The organism is Pseudomonas sp. WS 5503 (assembly GCF_012985385.1).
GTDB classification, from domain to species: domain Bacteria; phylum Pseudomonadota; class Gammaproteobacteria; order Pseudomonadales; family Pseudomonadaceae; genus Aquipseudomonas; species Aquipseudomonas paracarnis.
The window spans coordinates 738,696-753,059 of sequence record NZ_JAAQWI010000001.1 but is presented as its reverse complement, the minus strand read 5'-3'; the positions used below and the strand labels follow the sequence as shown (position 1 = coordinate 753,059).

Below are 14,364 nucleotides of genomic sequence, written 5' to 3'. Positions count from 1 at the left end.
ATGTAGCTGCAATGGATATGTGAGTTTTTGAATTTTCTGTAGGAATTATGGAAGTGTCGAAATATGTTAAATGGAACTAATGCGGATAGTTTTTCCGGGGCGGTTTGCTGGCGCCATTGCGACAAACAAGGGGTATTTCCTGAAAGACTTGTGCGGCACGTTTACTTTCACGGGCTGATGGTCATGATCTTTCACTCAAAATATGTACGCGTCGAGAAAGGTCTGAAAGCAACCATAAAGCTCTATGCATCTAAGTTGGCGAATTTTTGTAGGCTAATTCCTATCTTCTTGTGGGTTGGGTCTCTGCCTGCTCTTGCTCGGGGGGGGAATGCTATGCCAACTAGTAATCGACTAGGCTATTGTGTTTGCTCTAAATAATTCGAACAGCGAAATTGGACTTTCTCATGAATAAAGTGCTGATCGTGGATGATCATCCCGTCATTCGTCTTGCTGTGCGCATGCTAATGGAGCGTCATGGTTATGAGGTCGTTGCCGAGACTGATAACGGTGTCGATGCGTTGCAACTTGCACGGGAACATATGCCGGATATTGTGATACTGGATATCGGAATCCCCAAGCTCGACGGCCTGGAAGTTATTTGTCGGCTGGCTTCGACCAAGCAAGCCGTCTCGTTCAAGGTGCTGGTGCTGACGTCCCAGGCGCCTGGCCATTTTTCCATGCGCTGCATGCAGGCGGGTGCCGCCGGCTATGTGTGCAAGCAGCAGGATCTGACAGAGTTGCTCAGTGCCATCAAGGCGGTGCTTTCCGGCTATAGCTATTTCCCGAACCAGGCGCTCAACTCAGTGCGGTCAACCATGGGCAATGCCAGTGAAGCCGACATGGTCGAACGCTTATCGGGACGGGAGATGATGGTGCTGCAGCAACTGGCCCGTGGCAAAACCAACAAGGAAATTGCCGATGGCATGTTCCTCAGCAACAAAACCGTCAGTACCTACAAGACGCGCTTGCTGCTCAAGCTCAATGCCAGGTCCCTCGTGGACCTGATCGAACTGGCCCAGCGCAACGGCTTGGTCTAGGAGGATATTGCCCCCCTTGAATACCCGTGTAACCGGCAGAAAAAAGCCTCCGTCAGGGAGGCTTCCGGCCGTCAACGGCTCGATCAGAGATCGAAGTCGTAATCGGCCAGCTGTTTTTGCAAGCGTCGCTCTTCCAGAAGATTGTCGATAGTGCGGCGTTTGCTTAAATTGGTCTTGGCCACCTCTGCCACAGGTGCCTCTACCACATCGTCATCCGACTCAACGAGGTCGTCTTCCACTTCCAGTTGTTCGTTGCCAGCGCTCATAAGGTTAACTCCAGGCTAAGACTGCCGTTGGGGCTCCTTATAGCGATAATCCGCGAACGGGTAAAAAAGATTTTTTCAATCGTCTGATCACAAAAACCAATGATCGCTCAATCGTCGGAGGTCTTGTCCTTGTATTCGCACAAGTCTTCGATACGGCAGCTGCCGCAGCGCGGCTTGCGGGCCTGGCAAACGTAGCGTCCGTGCAGGATCAGCCAATGGTGGGAGTCGAGCAGATAGGGCTTGGGCACGAACTTCATCAATTGCTTTTCCACCTCAACCACATTCTTGCCCCGTGCAATGCCGGTTCGGTTGCTGACGCGGAAAATGTGCGTGTCCACCGCCATGGTCAACTGCCGAAACGCCGTATTGAGCACCACGTTTGCCGTTTTGCGGCCCACGCCAGGCAAGGCTTCGAGGGCTTCGCGGGTTTGTGGTACCTCGCCTCCATGCAGCTCCAACAGCAGGCGGCACGTTTCGATCACATTCTTGGCCTTGCTGTTATACAGGCCGATGGTCTTGATGTATTCGGACAGGCCTTCCACACCCAGAGCGTAAATCGCGGCGGGTGTATTGGCCACGGGGTACAGCTTCGCCGTGGCCTTGTTAACGCCAACGTCCGTGGATTGAGCCGAAAGGATCACCGCAATCAGTAATTCGAACGGTGAGGAGTAGGCCAGTTCGGTTTTCGGTTCCGGATTGTCTTCGTGAAACCTTCGGAAGATTTCCAGGCGTTTTGCGGCATTCATAGGGACAGACGTTTCCTTGCAGGCGGTCGGCGTGATGTTAGTAATACACAGCGCAGTGGGTCAGCCGTTGGCCTCGGCATCTTGCAGCGTTTGCTCGGCGTCATTCAATGCAGCTTTCAAGGTTGCCAATTGATGCTCGTCAGCATGGTGATCCTGAGCCTTTTTCAACGCTGCACGGCGCATGGCCAGCTGGATTTTTGCGCGCTTGAACTCGGCGCTTTTTGTGGCCGTCTTCGGTGGCTGCGGTGAGGTGTTGGCCTCCAGTGCGGCAAGCGCCTGCTCGGATGCCTCGAACTGTCGCTGCAGCATAATCAATTGCGACTGTTGCTCAAAGGTCGGCGGATGCCCAAACGCTTTCAAGGATTTGTGCAACTGAGCGCGACTCATGGCGACGCTGCTTTTGGCCTGCTTGATCGCAGCGTCCTGAGCGGCCTGAGTGTTATCGACCGGTGCAACCTCCATCGGCGCTGCGCGCTTGGCTCGTGCCAGGCGTTCGGCGAGCTTGCAGGCTTCTTCACGTTGCAGGCGGGCGTTACGTTGTTCGAAGCGTCGCCGCGCCCGGTTGCGTTTGAGGTCGCGTGCACGCCGTTCATCATCGTTGCTGGCCAAGTCACCGACGATAGGCACAACGTCAGCAAGCGGGCGCATCTCGATACAGTCGACAGGGCAGGGCGCAACACACAGGTCGCAACCTGTGCACTCGTCGACAATCACGGTGTGCATCAACTTGGCGGCACCCACAATGGCGTCCACCGGGCAGGCCTGGATGCATTTGGTACAGCCGATGCATTCGCCCTCGCGGATATAGGCGACTTGCGCAGGCGCATCTCCACGGCTGGTGTCCAGCTCCAGTACCGGCAGGCGCAGCAGTTGCGCGAGCCCCTCAATGGTTTCCTGCCCACCGGGCGGGCACTTGTTGATGGCTTCGCCTTTAGCGATGCTTTCTGCGTAAGGCTTGCAACCCGGGTGCCCGCACTTGCCGCATTGAGTCTGCGGCAGCAGCGCGTCGATACGTTGAATGAGGTTCATGCTGTGATCATAGCGTTGACGCCCGGCCCAGGGAGGAGGGCAAGCTGAGAAGCCCCGCCGTTAGCAACAGCGGGGCATTTTGCAGAGGTTACTTGATGCGTTGACCCGGCTTGGCACCGCTGTCCGGGCTCAGCAGGTAGATTTCTTCGCCGCCAGGGCCCGCAGCCATCACCATGCCTTCGGAAATGCCGAACTTCATTTTCCGTGGCTTGAGGTTGGCGATCATCATGGTCAGGCGGCCATCGAGCTTGGACGGGTCCGGGTAAGCGCTCTTGATGCCGGAAAACACGTTGCGCTGCTCGTCACCGATATCCAGCGTCAGGCGCAGCAGCTTGTCGGCACCTTCGACGGCTTCGGCCTTGATGATCAGCGCCACGCGCAGATCCACGGCGGCAAAGGCGTCGAAATCGATTTCCGGGGAAATCGGGTCCTTGGCCAGCTCGCCATTGCCCGCCGGCGTGGATTGGCCGGTATCAGTCTGGCTGGCGACCAGGTCTTCTTTCGAAGCGTCGGTCATTGCCTGGACTTTCACCGGGTCAATTCGGGTCATCAAGGGCTTGAACGCGTTCAACTGATGATTGCCGAGCAAGGTGGTGTGATCGTTCCAGCTCAACGGCGGTACGTTGAGGAACGCCTCGGCATCGGCGGCCAGCAATGGCAGCACCGGCTTGAGGAAGATCACCAACTGACGGAACAGGTTGACTCCGGTGGCGCAGATCGCCTGGACTTCAGCTTCCTTGCCTTCCTGCTTGTTCAGTGACCACGGCGCCTTGTCGGCGATCCAGGCGTTGGCGCGGTCGGCCAGGCCCATGATCTCGCGCATGGCGCGGGCAAAGTCGCGGGCTTCATAAGCGTCGGCGATGCTCGGCGCGGCGGCCAGGAAGGCGTCGGTCAGTTCCGGTGCGGCGTTCTCGGCGACCAGTACACCGGCGTTGCCCTTGTGGATAAACCCGGCGCAACGGCTGGCGATGTTGACGACTTTACCCACCAGGTCCGAGTTGACCTTCTGTACGAAGTCTTCCAGGTTCAGGTCCAGGTCGTCGACGCCACGGCCCAGCTTGGACGCGTAGTAATAGCGCAGGTATTCCGGCGACAGGTGGTCCAGGTAGGTGCGCGCCTTGATAAAGGTGCCACGGGACTTGGACATTTTCTGGCCGTTGACCGTCAGGTAGCCGTGCACGGCAATACCGGTCGGCTTGCGGTAGCCCGAGCCTTCAAGCATTGCTGGCCAGAACAGCGCGTGGAAGTTGACGATGTCCTTGCCGATGAAGTGGTACAGCTCGGCGGTGGAGTCCTTGCCCCAGAACGCGTCGAAGTCCAGCTCCGGGGTGCGGTCGCACAGGTTTTTGAAGCTGGCCATGTAGCCGATCGGCGCGTCCAGCCATACATAGAAGTACTTGCCCGGCTCGCCCGGGATCTCGAAGCCGAAGTACGGCGCGTCGCGGGAGATGTCCCACTGCTGCAGGCCACTGTCGAGCCATTCGGAGAGTTTGTTGGCCACGGCGTCCTGCAAGGTGCCGCTGCGCGTCCAGGTTTGCAGCATTTGCTGGAAATCCGGGAGCTTGAAGAAGAAGTGCTGCGAGTCTTTAAGCACCGGAGTGGCGCCGGAGATCGCTGACTTGGGATCCTTCAAGTCGGTCGGTGCGTAGGTCGCGCCGCATTTTTCGCAGTTGTCGCCGTACTGGTCTTCGGTGCCGCATTTCGGGCAGGTGCCCTTGATGAAACGGTCGGCCAGGAACATCTTCTTTTCCGGGTCGAAATACTGGGTCACCGAACGTTGGTCGATGTGCCCGGCTTCTTTCAGCCGCAGGTAGATCTGGCTCGACAGCTCGCGGTTTTCGTCCGAGTGGGTCGAATGGAAGTTATCGAAGTCCACCAGAAACTCGGCAAAGTCGGCGCTGTGTTCAGCCTGCACATTGGCGATCAGTTGTTCCGGGGTGATGCCTTCCTTTTCGGCGCGCAACATGATGGCCGAACCGTGGGCGTCGTCCGCGCAGACATAAATGCATTGATTGCCGCGATGCTTCTGGAAGCGCACCCACATATCGGTCTGGATGTACTCAAGCATATGGCCAAGATGGATCGAACCATTGGCATAGGGCAGGGCGCTGGTAACGAGGATCTTGCGTGGCTCGGACATGGGGCTCGGCTACTTGATGAAACGGAGGTCGGCCACTATAAAGCGCCGGGAAATTTATTTCACCCCGTGACGCTGTTTCAGTATCTTGCGCACCTTCGAAAGCATGCCGCTCGGCGGCTGGAACGGTTAGGATAGCCGCCTGTTTCAGTCAGTCTTTTTTCGGGAGTAGCCCATGAGCGCCGTCAATCGCGCAGCGGTGGAAGCCGTTCTTCGCCAGTACACCGACCCTTATTTGAACCAGGACCCGGTCAGTGCCGGTTGTGTGCGTGCCATCGAGGTCCAGGGCGACCAAGTGTCGGTGCAGTTGCAACTGGGTTATGCCGCGGGTTTGTTCAAAAGCGGTTGGGCGCAGATGTTGCAAATGGCCATCGAGGGCCTGGACGGCGTGGGTTCGGCCAAGGTCGATATCCAATGTGTGATCGCGCCGCACAAGGCCCAGGCGCAGATCCCGGGCCTGGCCAACGTCAAGAACGTGGTGGCGGTGGCGTCCGGCAAGGGCGGTGTGGGTAAATCGACCACGGCGGCCAACCTGGCCCTGGCCCTGGCGCGGGAAGGTGCGCGCGTGGGCATCCTCGATGCCGACATCTACGGGCCGAGCCAGGGCGTGATGTTCGGCATCGCCGAAGGCACGCGGCCGAAGGTGAAGGATCAAAAATGGTTTGTGCCCATCGAGTCGCTGGGTGTGGAAGTGATGTCCATGGCGTTTCTCACCGATGACAACACGCCGATGGTCTGGCGCGGGCCGATGGTCTCCGGTGCGTTGCTGCAACTGGTCACACAAACGGCTTGGGGCGACCTCGACTACCTGGTGATCGACATGCCGCCAGGCACCGGCGACATTCAGTTGACCCTTGCGCAGAAAGTTCCGGTGGCCGGTGCAGTGATTGTCACCACGCCTCAGGACCTGGCGCTGCTCGACGCCAGGAAAGGTGTGGAGATGTTCCGCAAGGTCAACATCCCGGTGCTGGGTGTTGTGGAAAACATGGCGGTGCACATCTGTTCCAACTGCGGGCATGCCGAGCATCTGTTCGGTGAAGGTGGGGGCGAGAAGCTCGCTACCCAGTATGGCGTTGAACTGTTGGCATCGTTGCCATTGGCGATGGAGATTCGCGAGCAGGCCGATGGTGGCAAACCTACCGTAGCGGCAGAGGCTGATGGGCAGATCGCGATGATCTATCAGGAATTGGCCCGTCACGTCGGTGCGCGGATTGTTTTGCAGGAAGCGACGACGCCGGCGATGCCGACCATTACCGTGAGCGACGATTGATTAGGCTTTAACGGTTACGTGAAAAGCCTGACGATCCGTGGTGCTCTCAGGTTTTTCGCGAGCGAGCTCGCTCCTACAGGTGGGGCGCCAATAGGGCTTGCTGCTACTTTGCGTAATGCGCGTGTAAGCATTCGCTTACTTTTCCGTAAGTGTTTGGTTTTTTTAGCGGTTACGTACGTCTTGAATCGACGAAGCTATTATCTAAGCTTTTGAAAAATAAAGATTATTTTAATTCTGGCGAGCGGAAAAGTTTGTCAGCCCGCCGTGGGGATCGCGTTGAACTTCTCTGGGAACGCTCTAACATCAGCCCTGTGTCCACGGATTGGCACAGCCATCAAGGAACGATGGTTTGAAGGAACGTCGCAGGATGCGATTCATCAGGATGATGAAAAGGAATACAGGGACTAGGGAAAAAATGTGGGCGGGTCATACCGCCCCTTTTTTTTGCCTGTAGAAAAGTGAATGCAGGCACCCGAACGCAAAAAAGGCCCTCAAGGGGCCTTTTTTTGTTGGGCAGCGGCGCTTTAGCGCTCTAGTTGCTCAATTTTGTTGGGCTTGCCATCCCATTCAGCGGCATCCGGCATCGGATCTTTGCGCTCGGTGATGTTTGGCCACACTTCGGCCAGCTCGACGTTCAATTGAATGAATTGCTCCATGCCCGCAGGCACTTCGTCCTCGGAGAAAATCGCGACGGCCGGGCATTCTGGTTCACACAGGGCGCAGTCGATGCACTCATCCGGGTGGATAACCAGGAAATTCGGGCCTTCGTAGAAGCAGTCCACCGGACAGACTTCTACGCAGTCGGTGTACTTGCACTTGATGCAGTTGTCGGTGACGACGAAGGTCATTTCTAATTTTCTCCTCAGGCGGCGGCAGCGAAACCCCTTGTGGTGGGGTTCGCGAGGTTTGAGAGCGATAGTCTGCGGACCAGGCTAAAAGCCCGCAGCATCCCAAACCGCGCGAGATTCTATCAGCTTGCAAGCGTCTGCGTTATATCCGAGTCTTCAGTGCATATAACATTTCGAGCGCTTTACGCGGCGTCAAGTCATCCAAGTCAAGTTTTGCCAACTCATCCAGCACTGGATGGGGCAAGCTGGCGAACATATCGCTCTGGTGCGGCGCGGCAGGTTTCTTGCTGGCCTTGGCAGGGCTGGCGACCACGGTTTCATGGGGCAGCGCTGTTGTTTCCAGGCGGCTGAGGTGTTCGCGGGCACGGGTGATCACCTCGTTCGGCACACCGGCCAACTGCGCCACGGCCAGACCATAACTCTGGCTCGCCGGCCCTGGCAGCACATGGTGCAGGAACACGATGCGCTCGTTGTGCTCGGTGGCATTGAGATGCACGTTGGCCACCAGCGGCTCGCTTTCCGGCAACACCGTCAGCTCGAAGTAGTGCGTGGCGAACAGCGTGTACGCACGCAGATGCGCCAAGCGTTCGGCCGCGGCCCAGGCCAGGGACAGGCCGTCGAAGGTGCTGGTGCCGCGGCCCACTTCGTCCATCAGCACCAGGCTGCGTTCGGTGGCGTTGTGCAGAATGTTGGCGGTTTCGCTCATTTCCACCATAAAGGTCGAACGGCCGCCGGCCAGGTCATCGCTGGAGCCGATCCGCGTGAAAATGCGGTCTATCAGGGACAATTCGCAACTGGCTGCCGGTACGAAGCTGCCGATATGCGCCAACAACACGATAAGCGCGGTCTGGCGCATGTAAGTGGATTTACCACCCATGTTCGGACCGGTGATCACCAACATGCGGGTATCGTCGTCCAGCGACAGGTCATTGGCGACGAACGGCGTGGTCAGCACCTGCTCTACCACCGGGTGACGACCTTGCACGATACGCATGCACGGTTCGCTGACAAACCGTGGGCAATTGAGGTCCAGGTTCAGCGCACGTTCGGCGAGGTTGCTCAATACATCCAGCTCCGCCAGGGCGGCGGCGGTGTCTTGCAACGGCGCCAGGCGGCTGATCAAGTCCTCGAGCAAGGCTTCGTAGAGCATTTTTTCCCGCGCCAGGGCGCGGCTTTTGGCTGACAGCGCCTTGTCTTCGAACTCTTTGAGCTCAGGGGTGATAAAACGCTCGGCGCCTTTGAGGGTCTGGCGACGTTGATAGTCGATAGGCGCCGACTCGGCCTGCTTGCTCGGCAGCTCGATAAAGTAGCCATGCACGCGGTTGTAGCCGACCTTCAGGTTGGCCAGGCCCGTACGGGCTTTTTCGCGGGCTTCCAGGTCGATCAGGAACTGCCCGGCGTTTTCGCTCAGGGATTGCAGCTCATCCAGCTCGCTGTCGTAGCCGGTTTTCAACACGCCGCCGTCACGAATGATCGCCGGCGGGTTGTCGATAATGGCCTTTTCCAGCAGCGCCGCGAGGTCCGGGTAAGTGCCAGCGGTGACGGCAAGCTGTTGCAGGTGCGGCGTGTCCAGTTCGGTCATCGCGACTTGCAGCTGCGGCAGGGCGCTCAAGGCATCGCGCAGGCGCGCCAAGTCGCGGGGCCGCGCATTGCGCAGGCCGATCCGCGCCAGGATGCGCTCGATATCGCCAATCTCTTTCAGTTGCGGCTGCAGTTTTTCAAAGCGATAGCCGTCGAGCAGGCAGGTAATGGAAGACTGGCGCGCTTGCAGCACCGTCAAATCCCGCAGCGGACGGTTCAACCAACGGGTCAGCAAACGGCTGCCCATCGCGGTCTGGCAACGGTCCACCACCGATTGCAGGGTGTTATCACGCCCACCGGCCAGGTTGGTGTCCAGTTCCAGGTTGCGACGGCTGGCGCCATCGAGCACCACGGTATCGTCCAGACGCTCATGGCGCAGGCTGCGCAAGTGAGGCAGAGCAGTGCGCTGGGTTTCCTTGGCGTAGCTGAGCAAGCAGCCTGCGGCACCGATGGCCAGGGTCAGGGTTTCGCAACCGAAGCCTTTAAGGTCCTGCACCGAGAACTGCTGGCACAGACTTTTCAGCGCAGAGTCGCGCTCGAAATCCCACGGTGCACGACGCTTGGTCCCACGACGTTTCTCTGCCGGCAAGTCCTTGGGCCAATCATCCGGAATCAACAACTCCACCGGATTGATACGCTCAAGTTCCGCCAGCAGGTTCTCCCAGCCCTTGATCTCCAGCACGCTGAAGTTGCCGCTGGTGATATCCAGCACCGACAGGCCGAACAAACGCTCATCGCCCAACACCGCCGCAATCAGGTTGTCGCGACGCTCATCCAGCAACGCCTCATCACTCACCGTGCCCGGCGTAATAATGCGTACTACCTGACGCTCCACCGGCCCTTTACTGGTGGCCGGGTCGCCGATCTGCTCACAGATCACCACCGACTCACCCAGCTTCACCAGCTTGACCAGGTAGCCTTCCAACGAGTGGTAAGGAATCCCACACATCGGAATCGACTGCCCCGCCGACTGCCCACGCGCGGTCAGGGTGATGTCCAGCAGCTTGGCGGCCTTCTTCGCGTCTTCATAGAAGATCTCGTAGAAGTCGCCCATGCGATAGAACATCAACTGATCAGGGTGCTGGTTTTTCAGGCGCCAGTACTGCTGCATCATCGGGGTGTGGGAGGACAGATCGGAGGAGTTTTTACTCATTGGGTAATAGGCAAATTCGTTGAAAGTGATGGGGCAAAGGGGGCGCTTGGCCCAGCATTTTTTGCGATGGCGGCAAGGTTAACACGCGAGGTTGGACCTTCGCAGGTCGCAAGCGGCCAGGTAAACCACGAAAGCGGTGCCGCCTCAAGAAACACCAACATAACCGTGGCGAGGGAGCTTGCTCCCGCTGGAGCGCGAAGCGTCCCTGGAAAATGGCTGCTACGCAGCCGAGCGGGAGCAAGCGCCCTCGCCACAGGTTAGCGGTTCAATCAGGCATTGCAGCAGCGTTAGACAATCCGGTCAGAGCCCTGAAAATCAGGGGCTGACCTACGCGCATTCATATCTCAATACGAGATAGAAACGCGGGTCGTGAATACGATCAGACTATTTGGATCTACGCCCACTGGCCGGAAACAACCCTCTGATCACCCCAAGAAACGCCGCAAACAAATTGATTGAAGTCGCCGTAGTGATGGCAATCAATACATTGTCCGAGAACGGCGCTTTATCCGAGTAATACGTCGACCACCCATTCCAAACCAAAAGAACCGCCCAGAAGATCACACCGCAGGCGGCAAACCAGAATGCACGTCCCGCATACTTCTTGCGCAGTTGCCGTTCGGCCTTCTGGTCTTTGAGGTTCTGGTTTCTTTCATCGTCGGTGCCTATGGCTTGCTCGCCACCGGCTTGGGTGTCCTGGTCAGGCCCTGCCGCGGGGGGCAGGGTGAGTTCCAGGTTGTCGAGTTCTTCACTCACGGATGCGGCTCTTTGGGTGAATGAGTGTTGCCATGTCTTCCCAGTCGATGGCGGAACCGTCGGCACCCTTGAGGGCCCAGGCTGTGCCGTCCTCGTGGGACAGGTTGGACAGTTGGGTGCCGGACCATTTGCCGTATTTGTTAATGATCCGGTCAATCAAACGATGGGTGTAGGTATCGCTCTCAGGAACCCTCGGTGTCACGAAGACAATGTCTTCGGCGTCGGGCTTCAGGTTGCTGAGCAGCGCGGTCACCGGGCGATTACCGTAGGATTTCAACTCATGGTAAAGCGACGGGATGACCGGGCCATATTGCCAGCGGGCGAAGTGGTCATCCATCAGGGGCTGGTCCCGTTCGCGCAAATGCCAGGACTGTGTATAGAACAGCAGTTTCTGCAGCTTCATCGGGGTCAGGCCCGAAACCTTGCCTTCCTTCGCGCGTTCAATGAAGGCGTTAGCAACAGCTAGCGCTGAATAAGCCATGAGCACCTCCGTCGTTGCTGGCTACGTTGTCAAAGAGTTTTATACATAGGCCTTGAGTTGTCGACATGCAAGGTGTTGATCGGCAGCAATACCAAGCTGGCAGAATAGTAGAATGCAGATAGCTGGGTGTATATACAGTATTTTGATTCGAATTAATTGAAAGTCGGATGTTTAATGCATAAATATGCAATTTAGCATTTGCCAACCTCAGAAACTCCCGTCACTATCCGCGTTATGCAAAAACGCAACGTTTCTATCGTCTTAAGAGAACTGCTGGATCGCGACCGGATCTCCCCCACGGAGCTCCATCGGCGCACCGGCGTGCCTCAATCCACATTGTCCCGGATCCTCAGCGGCAAGATCGTTGATCCGTCGGATAAACACATCTCGCGCATCGCCGAGTATTTTCGCGTCAGTACTGATTACCTGCGCGGGCGCGCAGCAGTGGGCGTTGTGCGCGACGATGGGCGCGACCCGATGCATTCGGAACTCAAGGACATAAGCCTGTGGGACGACGACACCCCCGTTAATGATGACGAGGTGTCGATCCCCTTTCTGCGCGAGGTTGAATTGGCTGCTGGATCAGGAAGATTCGTCATCGAGGAAAGTGAGAAAGCCAGTCTGCGGTTCGTCAAGCGCAGCCTGCGGCATAATGGTGTGCAGTTCGACCAGGCCAAATGCGTGACGGTACGTGGCAACAGTATGTTGCCGGTATTGCGCGACGGCGCCACGGTAGGGGTGAATGCCGGCAAGAGCGGCATTGGGGATATCGTGGATGGCGACCTGTATGCCATCAATCACAACGGCCAGTTGCGGGTTAAACAGCTCTACCGCCTACCTTCCGGTATTCGCCTGCGCAGCTTCAACCGTGATGAACACCCCGATGAGGACTACAGCTTCCAGGATATCCAGGATGAGCAGATCAGCATCCTCGGTCATGTTTTCTGGTGGGGCATGTACGCCCGCTAACCTCCACGCGTAAGAAGAAACCCGCCCATGTGCGGGTTTTTTTTCGTCCATAGGAAACCGGCAAAACCCAAGCCCGCCAGGCTTCGAATGCATCCGTGCATTCCGGCAGCAAAAATAAATGCATTTGTGCATTGACTGTATATGCATACATGCATATTCTTCATCTCAAGCCAGCCAACAAGGCCTGGTGGAGGCGGCAAGGATGCTGCCAAGGAAGACAAGGAAGGCACGCAACATCGGCAAGGACGCCATCGAAGCGATGGCAGGGATGCCAGGCAACACCGGCAAGGATGCCGACGCTCTTTAGTTTCAACGCTTCAACAACAGGCAGCGATGAACCGGCCTTAACGGTTCAGAGGGTTGGCAACTGACCCGGGTGTGCAGCGTAAAGCACCAAAAGCAGTTATCCGGCAGACAGGGATCGTGGTCGGAAAAACATCGAGGAAAGGACCGTACCGCGCCAGTAGCGCCGAAAGTCCGAGGACATCATTACTGAAAAGCCCGGGCGACCGGGCTTTTTGGAATGCCTACCTACTCAAGCATTTGTAAATGAAATACGGACTATTTATTGCTCAGCCAGGAGGCGTGACATGACAAGTGAACAGCAAGCGTTAGCGGAGATGCCTATCTGGCTGGTCATCGTACTGGCAGTGATCGGCGGTGTATCCGGCGAGATGTGGCGGGCCGACAAGGAGGGCGCCCGCGGTTGGTCGTTGATCCGCCGCCTGGCCCTGCGTTCCGGGGCGTGCATGGTTTGCGGGGTTTCGGCTTTGATGCTGTGCTATGCCGCCGGCATGTCGATCTGGACCGCCGGCGCCATTGGTTGCCTGACCGCCATGGCCGGTGCCGACGTGGCTATCGGCCTTTACGAGCGGTGGGCGGCCAAGCGCATCGGGATCAACCAAGGCTCCCGCCAGGACCCGCAGTAATTGTTGCAAGGACGCTACTAAAATGACGCTTATCGAAAAGCCATCGCAACTGCCGCAGGCCGTTGGCGCGGCGCTGCATGCAGCCCTCCCGGGCCTCAAGGTGGGGAGCCACCAGGACTTCCAGGGCGACGCTGAAAAAAACGGCGTAATGGTTACGGTCGAAGGTAATGGCCCTGGCATTCGCTCTCGAGAGGGGCGCAAAGCCCACGTCTTGGCCATCTCACTCAGGGCCATGGTTGCTCCCGGTGCATTGGCGTTCGATGCCTGCGACCTGGCCAGCCAACTGATGGACCTGGTGCTGGATAACCGATGGAACCTGCCCCCGGCACAGTGCGATTTGCCGGCGAATATCGTCGCTGCGCCCGCTTTGCGCACTTCCGTAGAAACGGACTACGACACCTGGACGGTTTCCTTCACGCAAACTCTCTATCTGGGGCCGACGCTACTCGACGATCCCACAGGCCAACCGCTATTTGCCTGCACCTGGGACGTCTCCAACATCGACGACCCGGCCCAATACAAGCCACTGGCGGAGTAGCCCATGTTCGACGCGCTGTTACGCATGCAATTGGGACCGATCGTCGAACGCCTGGCCGAGATGGAGTCCCAGCTCGAGGACCTCTACCGCCGCGCCGAGAGCTTCTGCCGGATCGGCATCTGCCAGCAGGTCGATGCGGCCAGCAACACCTGCAAGGTCAGCCACGGTGACTTGCTCACCCCGGCGATCCGCTTTTTCAACCCCAGTGCCGGTGCACAAACCGAAACCCGCATCCCCACGGTGGGTGAGCAATGCCTGCTGCTCAACTACGGCGGGGGGGAGGGCGGTGTGCAATCCGTGGCCCTGTTCGGCCTTAACAGTGATCGCTTCCCGCCGGTCTCCAGCGTGGCAACGCTGACTCGGCGCCGGCATCAAGATGGCACCCAAAGCGACTATGACGACGCCAGCCACACCTTCAACTGGGTCAACGGCCCGACCAGCTTCAGCGGTTCCCGCGAACAGGTTGACGTCAAAGTCGGCGCCGCCAGCCTGACCCTCAACGCCCAAGGCATCACCCTGCAAGTCGGCGGCACCAGTCTGTTGCTGGATGCCGGCGGCGCGCACTTCAGCGGCCCGGTGGTGGACCATCAAGGACGCGTCATCAGCCCCCGATAAGGACACCCC

Annotated in this window: 14 protein-coding genes; 6 read left to right on the top strand and 8 right to left on the bottom strand. The window is 58.0% G+C overall.

Features of this window, described 5'->3' with window-relative positions; all coding sequences use genetic code 11:
* Nucleotides 1-404 precede the first annotated feature (404 nt).
* Entirely contained in the window at nucleotides 405-1,037 is a 633-nt protein-coding gene (locus tag HBO10_RS03695; protein ID WP_003188986.1) for a response regulator transcription factor, read from the top strand.
* An 83-nt stretch (nucleotides 1,038-1,120) separates the two neighbouring features.
* Here HBO10_RS03695 and HBO10_RS03690 read toward each other — a convergent pair whose 3' ends face one another.
* From HBO10_RS03690 to metG, 4 genes are all read right to left on the bottom strand, one after another.
* Nucleotides 1,121-1,303: a hypothetical protein gene (locus HBO10_RS03690; protein WP_014717144.1), complete on the bottom strand. Its 183-nt coding sequence runs from the start codon at nucleotides 1,301-1,303 to the stop codon at nucleotides 1,121-1,123.
* 107 nt (nucleotides 1,304-1,410) lie between these two features.
* Nucleotides 1,411-2,049: an endonuclease III gene (nth, locus tag HBO10_RS03685; protein WP_003188989.1), complete on the bottom strand. Its 639-nt coding sequence runs from the start codon at nucleotides 2,047-2,049 to the stop codon at nucleotides 1,411-1,413.
* Nucleotides 2,050-2,109: 60 nt separating this feature from the next.
* Entirely contained in the window at nucleotides 2,110-3,078 is a 969-nt protein-coding gene (gene rsxB / locus HBO10_RS03680; RefSeq protein WP_034126468.1) for an electron transport complex subunit RsxB, read from the bottom strand.
* A gap of 88 nt (nucleotides 3,079-3,166) precedes the next feature.
* On the bottom strand, nucleotides 3,167-5,218 hold the full coding sequence (metG, locus tag HBO10_RS03675; RefSeq protein WP_034126469.1) for a methionine--tRNA ligase: 2,052 nt from the start codon (nucleotides 5,216-5,218) through the stop codon (nucleotides 3,167-3,169).
* A gap of 172 nt (nucleotides 5,219-5,390) precedes the next feature.
* Here metG and apbC point away from each other — a divergent pair, with 172 nt between their 5' ends.
* Nucleotides 5,391-6,485: an iron-sulfur cluster carrier protein ApbC gene (gene apbC / locus HBO10_RS03670; RefSeq protein WP_034126470.1), complete on the top strand. Its 1,095-nt coding sequence runs from the start codon at nucleotides 5,391-5,393 to the stop codon at nucleotides 6,483-6,485.
* A gap of 524 nt (nucleotides 6,486-7,009) precedes the next feature.
* Here apbC and fdxA read toward each other — a convergent pair.
* The 4 genes from fdxA to HBO10_RS03650 form a co-directional block, all read right to left on the bottom strand.
* Complete coding sequence (fdxA, locus tag HBO10_RS03665; protein ID WP_003172109.1) at nucleotides 7,010-7,333, bottom strand: ferredoxin FdxA; 324 nt, start codon at nucleotides 7,331-7,333, stop codon at nucleotides 7,010-7,012.
* 142 nt (nucleotides 7,334-7,475) lie between these two features.
* Nucleotides 7,476-10,067 carry a DNA mismatch repair protein MutS gene (gene mutS, locus HBO10_RS03660; RefSeq protein ID WP_034126471.1) on the bottom strand — a complete coding sequence of 864 codons (2,592 nt, stop codon included), beginning with the start codon at nucleotides 10,065-10,067 and terminating at the stop codon, nucleotides 7,476-7,478.
* 384 nt (nucleotides 10,068-10,451) lie between these two features.
* Nucleotides 10,452-10,823 carry a hypothetical protein gene (locus tag HBO10_RS03655; RefSeq protein ID WP_034126472.1) on the bottom strand — a complete coding sequence of 124 codons (372 nt, stop codon included), beginning with the start codon at nucleotides 10,821-10,823 and terminating at the stop codon, nucleotides 10,452-10,454.
* Entirely contained in the window at nucleotides 10,816-11,304 is a 489-nt protein-coding gene (locus tag HBO10_RS03650) for a type II toxin-antitoxin system antitoxin SocA domain-containing protein (protein WP_034126473.1), read from the bottom strand. The genes HBO10_RS03655 and HBO10_RS03650 overlap by 8 nt, the downstream gene beginning before the upstream one ends.
* 225 nt (nucleotides 11,305-11,529) lie before the next feature.
* Here HBO10_RS03650 and HBO10_RS03645 point away from each other — a divergent pair, with 225 nt between their 5' ends.
* The 4 genes from HBO10_RS03645 (at nucleotide 11,530) to HBO10_RS03630 (ending at nucleotide 14,355) form a co-directional block, all read left to right on the top strand.
* Nucleotides 11,530-12,273 carry an XRE family transcriptional regulator gene (locus tag HBO10_RS03645; RefSeq protein ID WP_169921951.1) on the top strand — a complete coding sequence of 248 codons (744 nt, stop codon included), beginning with the start codon at nucleotides 11,530-11,532 and terminating at the stop codon, nucleotides 12,271-12,273.
* A gap of 590 nt (nucleotides 12,274-12,863) precedes the next feature.
* Nucleotides 12,864-13,202, top strand: a complete 339-nt coding sequence (locus HBO10_RS03640; RefSeq protein WP_034126475.1) for a phage holin family protein — start codon at nucleotides 12,864-12,866, stop codon at nucleotides 13,200-13,202.
* A gap of 22 nt (nucleotides 13,203-13,224) precedes the next feature.
* Nucleotides 13,225-13,740, top strand: coding sequence for a hypothetical protein (locus HBO10_RS03635; protein ID WP_034126476.1), 516 nt, complete (start codon nucleotides 13,225-13,227; stop codon nucleotides 13,738-13,740).
* A 3-nt stretch (nucleotides 13,741-13,743) separates the two neighbouring features.
* Entirely contained in the window at nucleotides 13,744-14,355 is a 612-nt protein-coding gene (locus HBO10_RS03630; RefSeq protein ID WP_034126477.1) for a phage baseplate assembly protein V, read from the top strand.
* Nucleotides 14,356-14,364: the final 9 nt, after the last annotated feature.